The sequence below is a fragment of the Desulfomicrobium apsheronum genome (genome assembly GCF_900114115.1).
GTDB lineage: Bacteria > Desulfobacterota > Desulfovibrionia > Desulfovibrionales > Desulfomicrobiaceae > Desulfomicrobium > Desulfomicrobium apsheronum.
Map to the genome: position 1 here is coordinate 55,537 of NZ_FORX01000002.1, position 13,421 is coordinate 68,957.

Consider the following 13,421-nt stretch of genomic DNA (forward strand, 5'->3'; position numbering starts at 1 on the left):
AGCACGTCCTCCCCGGCGCGCCGGGATGAATCCCGGGCGCGCCAGCGGGCATTTATCCGAGGATTTTGGTCCTGGTCTGGTTGGTGTTCTGCTGGATGGAGTCCATGGTCGAGAGCATCTTGCCGATCAGTTCCCTGAGGCTGTCCTCAAGGCTTTTGAGGGCGTCGGTCTGGGCCCTGGCCCGCTCGATGTCGGCTTCCATGAGCTTGATATCGGCGTCGTAAAAGCCTCCGACTGCCTGGCTGATGCTGCCCACCATGCCGGTCACGCCACCTGCACCGGCATTGAAACTCTGCACTCGGGTGTTGAGCAGCATGTCGGCGTGCCCACGGGCCGTAGCATCAGTGATCTTGGCGTTCGCGGAGACTCCGCTGGACATCATTTTGAAAGCCGTGACTCCCTGCGCGATGCTCAGCGCTCCTGAAGCGATGCCCATGCAGAGCTGGAAGACGGCCTTGCTGCGCATCTCCTGAGCCTGATCCTTGATCGTGTCGATGATGGTCTCCGTCTGCAAGGCCCGCTGCTCCGCGCTCTTGCGGCGTTGCTCGGAGGCCACGTCTCCGATCAAGGCCAGGTAGTTGGCGCTGAAAGACGGCAGCCCATCCAGCCCATTGTCCCACAGCTTGCCGGTGCCAATGGGGGGCGGCAGCGTTGGCAGGGACGTGCTGACCGTGCTCAGGGCCTGTTCAAAGGTTTTTCCGGAATTGACCGCAGCCAGCAGGGCCTGGTCGATTTGGGTGCTGGAAACATATTCCGACTTGGCCGTTTCCAGGAGCTGGTTATATTGCGCGGCATCGAATCCGCTGATCTGATTGACATTCGTGATGGTCATGTTTCTACCTCGTGGCCTGTTTGAAACGGGTTGGCGTGGTGGGTCCGGCAGGCCGGGCCCGTCCGGCTAGGCCATGGCCGGAGTGGTCGTCAAAATGGCGGCCTGAGTCTCGGCGCATCCCTTTATGATTTCCGTGACCTTGGCCATGAGATCGTTGGCGCGTTCCATCTCGTTCTCAACGAGGGCCCGATCCATCTCGATGGACTCTCTGAGTCGTTCGAGAATGGCTTCCAGTTCCTTGGCGGTGATTTTGGTCTTGGCCACGTTGTAATCGACAACCGCACCGGCGATGGTCGTTGTACCTTGGGCAACGCCCAGACCGGCCGAGGTGAAGTTCAGGATCTTCTGCGCGGTCAGGGTGACGTCGAGGGCTCTCTGGGCGGCCTGTGAGCTGACATTGGCGGCACTGGCGGACGTGCTGGCCAGGCCCGCACCCAGACTCACGCCGATGGCCACGACCATGATGGCCATCTGCATGCCGAAGGCGAACCATTTGGCGGTCTCGTCGTCCATGCCCATGGCCTTGCCGAGCTTCTCGAACCCGGCCATCATGCTGACCTTGCCATCCGTGGCCATGGACAGGACGCTGTCGATGGTCATGGCCATGCCGATACAACCGGCCGCGACCAGCAGCGGGTTGCCGGTCATGACTCCGGCGGCGATGGTTGCTGCCGAGGCGATGGCGCCGACGATCATGCCGATGATCTTGAAGGCTTTCAGAAAGCCGTTCAGCACGGCCTTCTTCTTCATTTCCTCAAGCTGTTTGGCGAGCTGTTCCAGCTGTTTGTCGTTGACTTCTTTTTGCTGTTGGGCCTTGAGTTCAAGGCTATTGACGCCGTCCTTGCACGCCTGTCTGCGGGCTTCGTTTCCGATGGCGTTCATCAGCGAGTCCAGCGACATGCTGCCCACCGGGATGGACAGCACCGGGAGGCCGAGCTGCTCCAGCGTATTGTTCAGGGTCATGTCGCCGACAGCCGGAGGAAGGGTCGTCCCTCCGACCTGCCGGGCTCCGGTCAACTCCTGCATGGCGGTGGACGCGTCTATGTTTCCGGTCTGAAAACGGTTGATGGTGAGGTCGCTGCTCATGGCTTCACCCTTACGCCTTGCTTTCCAGCATCTTGAGAAGCTCTTTGGCCTTGTCCCTGCACTGGGCATGGGCCGCATTCGATTCTTCGCCCATGGTGAGCAGCCCTTTCAAGGCTCCCACGGCATTCTCCTTGTCACCCATCTTGATGTAGCAGTTGGCAGCGTAGAGGAAGGGAGAAGGGTCAGAAAGTCCGGAAGCCACGCCGGCCATGGAGTACGCGTCCACGGCTCCCTGCAGGTTTCCGTTGGCCTGACGGCAGCCCGCCAAGCCCATCCAGAAGCGGACTTCCGAGTGTTTGTACAGGCACAGGGACTGAAAGATGATCTCCGCGTCGCTGAAGTTGCCCGAGGTGTAGAGGTTGTAGCCCAGGGAATAGAGGCCTTCGAGGACTTCCTCGCTCATGTTGGCCACGTCGCTGATGCTGGCGCCGTTCTGCATCGCCTTGACGATGGCCTGGATTTCTTGATCGTCGAGGGAAGACTGGGTGGTATTCATGGATGTCTCTCTGGCCCGGGTGGCAGCCGGCATGAGCACGGATCTGCGGACGGGTGGTGTTTTTTTGGTTGGAATGCGTTACTTTTCCGGGCTTTGTTCTATTGCCCGCGGGCGATGTTGGTCAGCACCTGGTTGGCGTTGCTGATGGCCGTGTTCGCGCCCTGCAGAAAGGAATTGTGCTGTCCGATGAAGTCCTGCAGATAGACCATGAGAGTCTGGGTCTTGCTGCCGATCTGTTCCTGGTAGTTGGTCAGGGATTTGAGGTTGTACTCCCATTCATCCTTGTTGTGCTTCGTGTCGTTTCCTGTCTTGTCAAAGGACAGGCCCCGGTCGTCGAAAAATTTTTTCATATCAGCGGGCATGGTCGTGGCCTTACCGTCCGTCTTGGCCGTGTTCTGTAGGGCCCGGGCCTTTTCGATCATACTCGCGCAGGCCTTCTGCTCAGCCTGGATGTCCTGGATCTGTGCCATATAATCGTTGGCCTGATTCTTACATATTTGAGACTGGGCCATCTGCAGCTTGGCGAACATCATCTGGATGCCGCCTGCCGGGCCGAGGTCGATATCGGACATGATCTGGGAAAGACTCTGGGACCCGGAAATTGGTGTTGTCATGGTTATGTCCTCTACGGTTGTGGGCTTGGTGCGTTTGTGTGTGCCGGATCGCGAATACCCGATTGCGGCGTGTTTGTTTTGCGCTCGCGACTATCCCGGCGATTCTACTGTCCGCGGGCGATGTTGGTCAGCACCTGGTTGGCGTTGCTGATGGCCGTGTTCGCGCCCTGCAGGAAGGAATTGTGCTGTCCGATGAAGTCCTGCAGATAGACCATGAGAGTCTGGGTCTTGCTGCCGATCTGTTCCTGGTAGTTGGTCAGGGATTTGAGGGTGTAGTCCCATTCGTCCTTGCCCAGGATGTAGTCCTTGTCCGAGTTCGGGTAGCTGAGATTGCGCTCGTCCATGAAATCCACGAGCTTCTGTGGCATGGGGTAACAGTCCTTACCCGCCGTGGTCGTGCCACTGATGCTTTTGATGCCGACGCCCTCTCCGTTCTTGCCCTTGTTCTGAAGGTCCCGGGCAGTGGCGATCAAGTCGGCGCAGGCCTTCTGTTCGGACTGGATGTCCTGGATCTGTTTCATGTAGTCGTTGGCTTGATTTTTACATATCTGAGACTGGGCCATCTGCAGCTTGGCGAACATCATCTGGATACCGCCAGCCGGGCCGAGGTCGATATCCGCCATGATCTGGGAGAGGCTTTGAGGACCTGTGACTTGTGACATGTGAGTACCCTTGCTGATATTTGGGTGAGGTGAGTGCGATCGATATCACACAGCCATCAGAGTCGGACAACCCCGCGTCGTCCGGTTCCGGGAGCCTTCGCGCCAGTGACCGGAGCGGGAGCGCTCTGTGCGGAGCGGGCGGCGCCTTCACGCTTGGCCTTGTCCTGGGCTTCGGACATCATTTTTTGTAGTTCCGGCGGCAGGTCCGTATCCAGTGCCGCCAGCAGATCATCTTCCGATATGCCAAGTCCTTTGAGCTGCGCATCGAACTGCGTGTTGAGCCTGGAAAGTTCTTCCTTCAATATCTGGATTTGCTGCTCTTGTGCATGGAGATCCTTGTCTGAAAAAGCCATGTCGTCCTCCTGTTTTTGTTTGTCGAATAGCAGATGGCGTGCCAAAATTATGATTACGCCGTGAGAGCTGGTCTATAGTAAAGTTCAGGCGTTTTTTTGTAAACGTCGTGGTTGTTTGCGCCGCAAAATGTGTTTCAAGGCGAGCTCTATGTTGGCGGCAACTTTGTAGGCGTTTTTTGCTTGTTTAAAGTACTCCAGTTTCTCGATGGAAGCAAGCATTCATCTGTGTTCTTGCGGCATTACGACTCCTGTGGTACATTATTTAACTATTGGCCCGAATATTGGTAGGAACTCGGAGAGACCCGTTTTCCATCGCAGAAGGAGAGGATCATGAGCGTTGATTTTTCCATCAACACCCAGTTTGCCCGGCAGGGCCAGGACGCCGGAGCCGCTTCCGCCGGGTCGGCCATGACCGGGACGTTCATGGGACGCCAGGCCGCGGCCGTGGCTTCGCCCATGTCCCTGCTGGCCGACGCCGCCGAGGAGATGACTTTCGCGGCGGACACGACGGACGAGTTCGAGCTGTCCGACCGCAAGGAACGCAAAAAGCCCTCCGAATCCCTGATCGAACGGGTGCAGATGTATCAGGAGATGATGCACGAGGCCGGCAAGACGCGGGACATGGACGAACTGACCCGCCGGTTGCGCCAGGGCGGAGGGAAGGATCAGGCCTTGCGTGAGGCCCGCGAGCACTTCCCTGACCCGTCGGACGCCTGGGCGGCCCTGGCCGGGTCACTGGATACGCTGGAGAAGGAAGGGGCGGACGCGTCGGTGTGCGACGGCATTCGGGCCGCCATGGACGAGTTGCGGGCGCAGGAGGGGCCGGCCATCCATGCCGGCATCCAGGGCGCTCTGGCCGCCAGGGAATTCGACGGCCTTGGCTCCTCGGACGACCTGCGGGGCATGTATCGCCAGACCGTGCTTGATTTCGGGACCGTCAACGACGTTCTGGCTCATGTTCTCGAACGCCACGGTGACGTCGGTTTCGACAAGGCCATGGATTTTTTGTTCCGCGCCCTGGGCAACGACCTGGCTGCGGATATCCCCAGCATGGACAAGACACATCTGGAAAGCGTGCACGCCAATCTGGGCCAGGTGCGGCTGCTGCAGAGCGCCCATACGCTGTGCGACAAGATGCTTGAGCGCTGGGAGAACGTGCATGGCGTGTATGGGGTGCGGGACGGGTCCCTGCGGCCCATGGACCTTTTGGGTGAGATCGTGGGGCTGCGCAACGAACGCTTCCTCGGGGCCATGCACATCGACCGGATCACTGCGCGGGCGCAGGCTCCGGACATCGAGCACGAGGTTCTTTTTCTGCAGGAAATGCTCAACATGACACGAAGTTTCCCGTCACAGCTCTTCGACGGCGACCAGGAGCGCATGAAAGTGCTCGATGCCGTGCAGGAGCGCGTCGATAACGCCATTGCCCGCGAGGACGAATTTCTCGCGGCCCAGGAAGAGGGTTGACCATGCTTGATCGTGAAATCGCCGAATTCGGTCGCCGGATGGGCATGCCGGACTTCGCCCTCGTCGGCGGCGATGTCGCCGCCCTGGATGTCGAGAGCCTCGGTCGCGTTTATTTTGAAAGGGGCGAGGGGGAGCTTCTCGTTTACCTCGCGTTCCCGATCCCGGCACATGACGCAAAAGCCCCGCAACGGGTGCTGGAGCTGTGTGGATATCGCCATGCCCATCCCATGCCCCTTTGCGGAGGAGTGCATGCGGGCAATGCCGTGCTCCTGACCCGCATGGACGAGCGCACCGTTACGGCCGCCATGCTTGAAAACGCCATTGCGTTTCTGGGAAAGATGCAGGAGCGCATCGCATAATTTCTCTGATTTTTCATATCATAAATTTCGATGCCATGAGGAGACGCCATGGAAACGCAGGTCTTTATAGATGCGCTGAGTCAGGCCCTGGGACAGCAAGTGGAAAAGGACGGGGACGGGGCTTATGCCTTCATGCTCGACGGCGTGCCGGTGCTGCTGCATTACAGGCCGTCGGATTCATCCTTTTTGCTGCACATGGAGATCGGGTATCCGACAGGCCTGGGCGGACGGATTCACGCCCGCTTGCTCGGAGCGAATTTTCTGCTCTCCGAGACCCATGGCGCGGCCATCAGTCTCGATGAACGGACGGGTCTGGCTTTTCTGGAGCTTGCTTTTGGAGTGGATGCTCTGGACGGGGCCGGCTTTGTGGCCAGGATCGAGGGATTTGTCGCCTTGGCGGACGAGTGGACCAGGCGTTTGCGGGAATGGAACGATGAAATCGAATCTCAGGTCGGGGGCCGGATCGAGACCTTCCTGCGTGAATTGGAAAGTGGGACCGAGGACGATCAGGCCGACGAGGTCAAGGCGGCGGAAACAACCATGATTCGGGTGTGAGTCTGCGGCTCGCGTAGTTCAAACAGGTTCACGACCATCAGGGGGATTCATGGCACTGAGCATTGATAATTTTTTCCGTCAGACCGAAGTCGGGGCAACGCAGAGCGATCAGAAAGTTTATGTGCGCCAGGACGAAAAACTGGCCAAGACGTCGGCTTTTTCCTTTTTCCGGGGGCACGCCAGGGCCAGGGAGAACGATACGACGGCCAGGGCCTTTCTTGACACCATTCGCCGCGACCCGGTTTACAGTAAGTATATCGATATCGCCAAAGAAGTGCTCGATGCCAGCCGGCAGGAAGGAAAACCCCTGCGCACCCGGCACATATCCATGGTCAGGGAGCAGGTGGACCGCCAGTTGTCCCTCGATTTGGGCCAGGCCATCGCTATCGGCCAGCGGTTGGCCGGTGAAGGCGTGATTCCCGAAGGATTCGGGACTTCTTTTGGCCAGTTCTGCATGACACATGCCCTGGGCGCCCAGGCTCTGGACGGCCAAGCCCTGCCCGGTGAACTGCTGCGGGATTTTCTCCAGGCCGAAGTTGTGGGGCAGCATGTGGCCAAGCTCTGCCGGGACAGGGGCTTGGGAGACGGCGCCGACACGGTGCGCGCTATTCTGGAGAAAACGGGAGCTCTGGCCCACGGACTGGATCGCGCCTTTGACGGACACGATCTTGACGCCCACGCCTTGCGCCTCGAAGGGATCATGGCCGTGCTGGACGATTCTCTAGGCAAGGATCTGGATGTGTTGCAGGAGTTGCAGGCAGGAGGAACGAACCTACGGGAACTCGAAAACGCCCCGGATGTCCGCGCCGTATTGCAGACCTTGATTCAGGCCGTGGATTCCGGAGCCGCGAATCGGGGAGATGTGAACACGCTCTTCGCCGCCATCCGGATGGAGGGCAAAGATGTTGGCTCGGCCGAAGGACGCTGCGACGCGGTGCGTTCTTTCCAGCTCAATGATCTGGGCTCCATCGTGGGACGGGAACTCATGACCGAACTGGGCGTTCCGGAAAATCTCGGCTCTCCCCTGGCGCATCACCCGCAGGTGCTGTCCGAGGCCAGCAAGGTCTTGGATGTCATGGTTCAGCCGCCGGCCATTCCCACCAAAGAGCAGGCGAAGAGCGCCCTGGAAGGCGCGCTGCGAGCCTTCATGGAAAAGAAGCTGCCCGAGGTGCGAGAGTTCGTGGTCATGTCCACCAATCCGCCCCTGGAGCTGGAGCCCAAGGCCCTGTCGCCGGAGACCCTGCCCAGGTTCATCAATGTTCTGCTCGAAGAGGACGCCATGCTTGATCCACTGCTGGGCGGTGACTTGCCTGCGGATTTTCTGCAGCGAGTTGAGCGGCACAGCCACGTCGTGGAATCGTGTACCCACGGCGTGACCGGTACCTTCGGGTCCGATGATTTTTTGCATGTTCAGTCAGGGGCGATCCAGCTTCTTCTCGCCCGGCGGGGTGTGGAGCCAGGGCAGCACAAGGATGTTCTGAGGGCGGCCATGGAAAAATTCGGCCCTCTGGCGTCGGAATTGACCACTGTGAGCTTGTCTTGCGGCGACGGGTCTCTGCAAGGTGCGGGGGTGCAGGATCTCCACCTGACTTCCCTGGGAGCCTACCGTACCCTTGAGTCGCATATGATGGTCATGCTTCGTCTTGTTCCCGAAGATGTGCTGGTGGATATGCAAATCCCCGGAAAGGATTACCGCGAACGTACGGGTAACCTTCTGGAACAGAGCTTTCAACGCGAGATCCCCAGCGAGGAGCTGTCCGACGCCACGCGCCTTTTCGTGCGCGCCCACGGGGTGGATATTCCCGACATGTCCGAGGACGTGCGTGCTCGGTTGGACGGGGTGGTCCGGTCCCGTCAAGAGGATGGGATGTCAAAGGCGCGGAGCGAAACCTTCGAGGCCGTGTTCGACGAATTTTTTCCGCGCGGCAGTGGCAACATCGAGGAAAATCCCGTCATGTTCTACACCGCCTTCGACGAGGCGGCGCGCACCGCAGATCTCTCGGGCGTCGATTCGGACCGGATTAGTGCCGGGAGCATGTTCCTCCCCGCTCGTGATGCCTGCGCTGAATGGATGGAGACGCATCCTGGGCCCATTGATCCGGCGTCGCTCAGGGAAGTGGTCATGAATTCCATAGCCGATTCCCTGGTCGCCCTGAAAACGGTTCTGGACGGCATCGACGCCCTGCCCGAACCCCAGGGACGGTGGCCGGAAAAAGGTGCGTTCAGCGCCCGGGAAAAGGCGGTGATGAAAGACATGGCCATGACTACGGGGCTGCGCGATGTCGATCTGATCGTTCGCCTGGCCGAATTGGCTCGGGACAAGGCTTCGGGGGTAAAATTTCTGTGTTTGGATGAGAACACGGACAAGAGTTTTTCGCAGGGTGTTATCGAACTGGCCACCTCGTTCATGCCGCTTGCACGCCACCTTGCCGAGCATCCGGTTTCCGGCAGCGAGGACGCCCTGAGCGGCATGCTCATGATGACCGTGGGCTTCTCGGAGCTTGGCCGGGAGGAATTGGGTCGAATGTTCGACAGCCTGGACGGCGGTTTGGGGCAACAGGTTTCCGGTGCCTTCAATTATTGCAGGGAGGTCGATGATTCGGCCAGGCCGACGATGTTCGCTGCCACGCGGATTATGGAAGAACTGCGCATGATAGCCGGAAGCCGCCTGGGTATCCGGGTCGAACGTGAACCTTTTTTCTTTCAACATACGGTATCCGAAGTCGGCGACATCGGCGGCGAGGTCATGGTCAACATCAATAAGCTGCGGAGGAACACCTTTTCGGAGTTGGATATCTCTCTTGGCCGGGTGGTGCCGAATCTGAACGCGGCCCAGATGGAAACGCTGCGCGGTATTGCCGGTCGTCTTGAGGTTTCGATGCCGCAGGAATTGCGCTTTTTGACTCCATTCCTGATGCAGGGTAATGCCCGCTCGCTCCTCGCGGCCCAGCGCGCGAGCGGCGGCCAACCGCTGTCCGCCTTCCAGATTTGGAAGGCCGTGACCGGGCACTCCGCGCCGTGGACTCTCAAGGAAAACGACTTGGGCAGACGTTTGCTCGGCCACGTGCTTTCGACATACGACCGGGCTCTGGGCATCTCCTGCCCGGACATGGATCCGGCGCTGCGCCAGAATTCTGTACTGGACGCCTTCACCAGGGGCCTGCCTTTTCCCAAGCTCATGGATCTGACCCGGCCAGGGGCGCGCCTGACCCAGGATGACATTGGTCTTGACCTGGGCATGTCCAGTCTCCGGGATTATAGGCCCGATAACGCCTACGGTCTGGTCACGGATTTCAGACGGCGAGGGCAGAATACCGTCATGCGCATGGAGTCCGCCGACGGACGAGGTATGCAGACCCAGCCCTTTAATATTCCGGATGCGGAAAACGTGCCGACCCATCCTATGTTCACGGCTCTCGTTGCCCACGTCCGCAGCATGACCGTATCGTCCGCACAAATGGCCCGGACCCTTCAGGCCTTCAGTCAGGCAGGCCTGGTCGTGGCGCGCGTGATGAGCACGACTTTTCCCGGAGTTCAGCTCAGCGAACACGGGGATTTTTCAGTGACAGCTGTTCAGCGTGAGGATAACACCGTCACGGTCGACATAGACTCCGACCCGGCTTTGCCGCTGAGGTTTCATCAACGCTACGTGATTGAGCCTGGCGGCAACCATCGCTGCACGGAATTCGTCATGGAGCGCAGGTAGCAGAGAAGTGCGTTCCGCCTGCGGGAACGCTGTCATCGATTTCAGATCAACGGAGTTTTCATGGTTTCATCCATCAACAATCTGCTCGATCCGTCCCTGGGCATCCAGGACATCATGGACCCGGGACTTTCCGCCGACGGACAGCTGCCCCAGGCCAGGCCGCTGGCAGCCAGCGTGCTGCGCGAGGCTGGCCTTGAGGAACTCTATTCGCCCCTCAACGCCGCCAGGCTCGTGGAACAGGCGCTGTGTCCGGACGTGGGCGACGGCGAGTTGCTGCGGCCCGAGGTTTTCGCCGCCAACCTGAGCGAAAGCTTCGAGGCCCTGAAGGACAGTCAGAATCCTGAAGTGCGGGATTTCCTGAACACGGATCTACGCCTGTTGCTGGAAAACCGGGACCTTCTGCAGGCCTACACCGGTCTGATGATCGGAGGCTAGCGTGAATCTGCAGCGACAGCACCGCGAGACCCTGCTCATTCTTGGATACATGTATTTGCGCATGGGCGAACTGGAGCGGGCGGGCCGCCTTTTCGCCGCCCTCATCGCCGTGTCCGGGGAACGGGCCGGGAGTTCCGGCACGCCGGCCCTGGATGTCCTTGACCGCTTGGCCCATGCCAGCATGGCGATGGTGGACCTGGAGCGCGACGATCCGGGAGCGGCCCTGGACAACCTGCACAAGGCCATGGACGGCCGCGTCCTCTCCTCCCGCGAGGCAGCTCTGCACCTGCTGCGTGCCCGGGCCCTGTGGCGACAGGATCGGCGCGAGGAGGCCAGACAGGCGGTGGACGCCTTCATCGGACTGGGTGGACGCCTTGACGGCGGCCAGTCCGACGGGGAGGCAAAGTCGGCCCGATCAGATAAAAGCGGGACCAGAGCATGAACGCATTCGCCATAGCCCGCTCGGCCGTAGGCATGATCACAAGGCACAACGACCTGTCCATCGTCGCCTTGCTGGTCATCGTGGTGGGGCTCATGATTTTGCCCCTGCCCACGCCCTTGGTGGACGCCTTCATCGGTATGAACATGGCCTTGTCCTTCATCATGCTCATGATGTCGATGTACGTACGTACGGCCTTGGATTTTTCAGTCTTTCCGACCATGCTGCTTTTCACCACCCTGTTTCGGGTGGGACTCAACATCACCACCACTCGCCTCATCCTCCTTCAGGCCGACGCGGGCGAGATCATCTTCACCTTCGGCGACTTCGCCCTGGGCGGAAATTTCGTGGTCGGCGCCGTGGTCTTTCTCATTTTGACCATCGTGCAGTTCCTGGTCATCGCCAAGGGCGCCGAGCGAGTGGCCGAGGTCGGGGCCCGTTTCACCCTGGACGCCATGCCGGGCAAGCAGATGTCCATTGATGCGGACATGCGCGCCGGGGTCATCGATATGGCCGAGGCCCAGTCCCGTCGCCAGCGCGTGAGCCAGGAAAGCCAGATGTACGGCGCCATGGACGGAGCCATGAAGTTCGTCAAGGGCGACAGCATCGCAGGCATGATCATAGCCGTGGTCAACATCGTCGGCGGAACCATTATCGGCATTTCCCAAAATGGAATGACGGCCGGAGAGGCGTTGCACGTCTATGGCATCCTGACCATCGGCGACGGTCTGGTCTCCCAGATTCCGTCCCTGCTGGTGTCCATCTCGGCCGGCGTCCTCATCACCCGCACCGGCGATTCCGAGGTCAACGTCGGTACCCAGATCGGCGAGCAGTTCTTCAACCAGCCCAAGGCCCTGCTTATGGCTGGAGGTCTGGTATTCCTTTTTGCTCTTATTCCCGGATTTCCCAAGCCACAGCTCTTCGCCCTGGCCGCGTGCCTGGGGGGGCTTGGCTACGTGCTGCGTCGCATCAGCCTGCTGCCTCAGACCCATGACGCCCGGGCCGAGCTGACCAGGTCGCTCAAGCCTTCGGCCACGCCCAAAAAGTCGGGCAAGCCCTTGCCGGGCGGGCAGCGCGACGAGTTTGCGCCGACAGTGCCCATCATCCTCGACATCTCCGAGGACATGGGGGACAGCCTTGACTACGACTCCCTCAACGAGGAGCTGGCGACCCTGCGCCGGGCCCTGTATTTTGACCTGGGCGTGCCCTTTCCGGGCATCAACATTCGCCCCAACCCCGGCCTGGAGGATCTGAGCTATTCCCTGCACGTCAACGAGATCCCCATGTCGCGGGGGAAGCTGGAAAGGGGCATGGTTCTGGTCCGGGATACGCGCGAAAATCTGCGGATGCTTGGCGTGGACGTGAAGGAGGGCGAGCGTTTCCTGCCCGACGTGGATCCTCTTTGGGTGCCTGCGGCCCAGAGTCCGAGCCTGGCCCGCGTGGGCATCTCCTGCATGAGCCATCCGCGTATTCTGGCCTACCACCTGTCCCTGATCCTGTCGCGCCACGCTTCCTCCTTCCTGGGCCTGCAGGAGACCAAGTACCTCCTGGACCGTATGGAGGAACGCGCCCCGGATCTGGTGCGCGAGGCCACGCGCCTCATGCCCACCCAGCGCATCGCCGAGATATTCCAGCGCCTGGTGCAGGAACAGGTCTCCATCCGCGACCTGCGCGGCATCCTGGAGGCACTGGTGGAATGGAGCCCAAAGGAGAAGGACGCGGTCATGCTCGCCGAGTACGTGCGCACGGCCCTCAAACGCCAGATCAGCTATATGTACTCCAAGGGGCAGAACATGCTGCCGGCCATTCTCATGGAGCCCTCTGTGGAGGAGACTATCCGCAAAGCCATCCGGCAGACATCGGCGGGCGCGTTCCTGGCCCTGGACCCGGAGACCACCCAGCGCTTCATGAAGGCCGTGGGCGAGGCCGCCGGCAGATACAAGACCAGCACCCAGAAGCCCGTTCTGGTGGTCTCCATGGACATTCGCCGGTATGTGCGTCGGCTCATCGAGGGGGAACACTATGGCCTGGCCGTGGTGTCGTACCAGGAGATCACGCCGGAGATTTCGGTCCAGCCCGTGAACAGGATACGCCTGTAGGGCAAGGCCAGGGGGCCGTCGTCAACTTCCAAAGGAGAGGTGATGGAAGTCACTGCCATTAACTATGCCGTGCAGGCCCTGTACCTGGTGCTCATGCTCTCGTTGCCGCCCATCGTGGTTGCCTCGGTGGTGGGCATCATCTTCAGCCTGATCCAGGCCATCACCCAGCTTCAGGAGCAGACCCTGTCTTTTGGCGTCAAGCTCATCGCGGTCATCGCGACCCTGTTCGTGATGGGTGGCTGGCTGAGCGGTCAAATTTTGCGATATGCTACTGAAATATTTAACAATTTCTACTTGTCGTAATGAGTAAAGGGGGGG

The 13,421-nt window shown here is 60.1% G+C and carries 14 protein-coding genes; 8 read left to right on the forward strand and 6 right to left on the reverse strand.

Annotated features, from left to right (window positions below; translation table 11 throughout):
• Positions 1-52: 52 nt before the first annotated feature.
• The 6 genes from sctB to BMZ40_RS02450 form a co-directional block, all read right to left on the reverse strand.
• On the reverse strand, positions 53-832 hold the full coding sequence (sctB, locus tag BMZ40_RS02425; RefSeq protein ID WP_092372542.1) for a type III secretion system translocon subunit SctB: 780 nt from the start codon (positions 830-832) through the stop codon (positions 53-55).
• Between the two features lie 66 nt (positions 833-898).
• A complete protein-coding gene (locus BMZ40_RS02430; protein WP_092372543.1) occupies positions 899-1,918 on the reverse strand; it encodes a type III secretion system protein in 1,020 nt (339 codons plus the stop codon).
• 10 nt (positions 1,919-1,928) lie between these two features.
• A complete protein-coding gene (locus tag BMZ40_RS02435; protein ID WP_092372544.1) occupies positions 1,929-2,414 on the reverse strand; it encodes a SycD/LcrH family type III secretion system chaperone in 486 nt (161 codons plus the stop codon).
• Between the two features lie 98 nt (positions 2,415-2,512).
• Positions 2,513-3,028: a hypothetical protein gene (locus tag BMZ40_RS02440; RefSeq protein WP_092372545.1), complete on the reverse strand. Its 516-nt coding sequence runs from the start codon at positions 3,026-3,028 to the stop codon at positions 2,513-2,515.
• A gap of 104 nt (positions 3,029-3,132) precedes the next feature.
• The gene (locus BMZ40_RS02445) at positions 3,133-3,690 is read right to left on the reverse strand and encodes a USH1C-binding protein 1 (protein ID WP_092372546.1); all 558 of its coding nucleotides are present in this window, start codon (positions 3,688-3,690) and stop codon (positions 3,133-3,135) included.
• Between the two features lie 56 nt (positions 3,691-3,746).
• A complete protein-coding gene (locus BMZ40_RS02450) occupies positions 3,747-4,043 on the reverse strand; it encodes a hypothetical protein (RefSeq protein ID WP_092372547.1) in 297 nt (98 codons plus the stop codon).
• 330 nt (positions 4,044-4,373) lie between these two features.
• Here BMZ40_RS02450 and sctW point away from each other — a divergent pair, with 330 nt between their 5' ends.
• Genes sctW through sctS form a run of 8 tightly spaced genes read left to right on the forward strand, consistent with a single transcriptional unit; the run spans position 4,374 to position 13,406 of the window.
• Entirely contained in the window at positions 4,374-5,510 is a 1,137-nt protein-coding gene (gene sctW / locus BMZ40_RS02455; RefSeq protein ID WP_092372548.1) for a type III secretion system gatekeeper subunit SctW, read from the forward strand.
• 2 nt (positions 5,511-5,512) lie between these two features.
• Positions 5,513-5,869, forward strand: a complete 357-nt coding sequence (gene sycN, locus BMZ40_RS02460) for a type III secretion chaperone SycN (protein ID WP_092372549.1) — start codon at positions 5,513-5,515, stop codon at positions 5,867-5,869.
• 48 nt (positions 5,870-5,917) lie between these two features.
• Entirely contained in the window at positions 5,918-6,424 is a 507-nt protein-coding gene (locus BMZ40_RS02465; RefSeq protein ID WP_092372550.1) for a type III secretion system chaperone, read from the forward strand.
• A gap of 49 nt (positions 6,425-6,473) precedes the next feature.
• On the forward strand, positions 6,474-10,130 hold the full coding sequence (locus BMZ40_RS02470; RefSeq protein WP_092372551.1) for a hypothetical protein: 3,657 nt from the start codon (positions 6,474-6,476) through the stop codon (positions 10,128-10,130).
• A 60-nt stretch (positions 10,131-10,190) separates the two neighbouring features.
• Positions 10,191-10,565, forward strand: a complete 375-nt coding sequence (gene sctX / locus BMZ40_RS02475) for a type III secretion apparatus assembly protein SctX (RefSeq protein ID WP_092372552.1) — start codon at positions 10,191-10,193, stop codon at positions 10,563-10,565.
• A 1-nt stretch (position 10,566) separates the two neighbouring features.
• A complete protein-coding gene (sctY, locus tag BMZ40_RS02480) occupies positions 10,567-11,007 on the forward strand; it encodes a type III secretion apparatus assembly chaperone SctY (RefSeq protein ID WP_177192984.1) in 441 nt (146 codons plus the stop codon).
• A complete protein-coding gene (sctV, locus tag BMZ40_RS02485; protein WP_092372553.1) occupies positions 11,004-13,103 on the forward strand; it encodes a type III secretion system export apparatus subunit SctV in 2,100 nt (699 codons plus the stop codon). The genes sctY and sctV overlap by 4 nt, the downstream gene beginning before the upstream one ends.
• A gap of 42 nt (positions 13,104-13,145) precedes the next feature.
• Positions 13,146-13,406 carry a type III secretion system export apparatus subunit SctS gene (gene sctS, locus BMZ40_RS02490; RefSeq protein ID WP_092372554.1) on the forward strand — a complete coding sequence of 87 codons (261 nt, stop codon included), beginning with the start codon at positions 13,146-13,148 and terminating at the stop codon, positions 13,404-13,406.
• Positions 13,407-13,421 lie beyond the last annotated feature (15 nt).

What these genes read in the sequence shown, in the direction of transcription:
- BMZ40_RS02435 (WP_092372544.1), bottom strand. Translation starts at nt 2,414, where the DNA reads ATGAATACCACCCAGTCTTCCCTCGACGATCAAGAAATCCAGGCCATC.
- BMZ40_RS02465 (WP_092372550.1), top strand. Translation starts at nt 5,918, where the DNA reads ATGGAAACGCAGGTCTTTATAGATGCGCTGAGTCAGGCCCTGGGACAG.
- sctS (WP_092372554.1), top strand. Translation starts at nt 13,146, where the DNA reads ATGGAAGTCACTGCCATTAACTATGCCGTGCAGGCCCTGTACCTGGTG.
- BMZ40_RS02445 (WP_092372546.1), bottom strand. Translation starts at nt 3,690, where the DNA reads ATGTCACAAGTCACAGGTCCTCAAAGCCTCTCCCAGATCATGGCGGAT.
- sctV (WP_092372553.1), top strand. Translation starts at nt 11,004, where the DNA reads ATGAACGCATTCGCCATAGCCCGCTCGGCCGTAGGCATGATCACAAGG.
- sctW (WP_092372548.1), top strand. Translation starts at nt 4,374, where the DNA reads ATGAGCGTTGATTTTTCCATCAACACCCAGTTTGCCCGGCAGGGCCAG.
- sctX (WP_092372552.1), top strand. Translation starts at nt 10,191, where the DNA reads ATGGTTTCATCCATCAACAATCTGCTCGATCCGTCCCTGGGCATCCAG.
- sycN (WP_092372549.1), top strand. Translation starts at nt 5,513, where the DNA reads ATGCTTGATCGTGAAATCGCCGAATTCGGTCGCCGGATGGGCATGCCG.
- BMZ40_RS02440 (WP_092372545.1), bottom strand. Translation starts at nt 3,028, where the DNA reads ATGACAACACCAATTTCCGGGTCCCAGAGTCTTTCCCAGATCATGTCC.
- sctB (WP_092372542.1), bottom strand. Translation starts at nt 832, where the DNA reads ATGACCATCACGAATGTCAATCAGATCAGCGGATTCGATGCCGCGCAA.
- BMZ40_RS02430 (WP_092372543.1), bottom strand. Translation starts at nt 1,918, where the DNA reads ATGAGCAGCGACCTCACCATCAACCGTTTTCAGACCGGAAACATAGAC.
- BMZ40_RS02470 (WP_092372551.1), top strand. Translation starts at nt 6,474, where the DNA reads ATGGCACTGAGCATTGATAATTTTTTCCGTCAGACCGAAGTCGGGGCA.
- BMZ40_RS02450 (WP_092372547.1), bottom strand. Translation starts at nt 4,043, where the DNA reads ATGGCTTTTTCAGACAAGGATCTCCATGCACAAGAGCAGCAAATCCAG.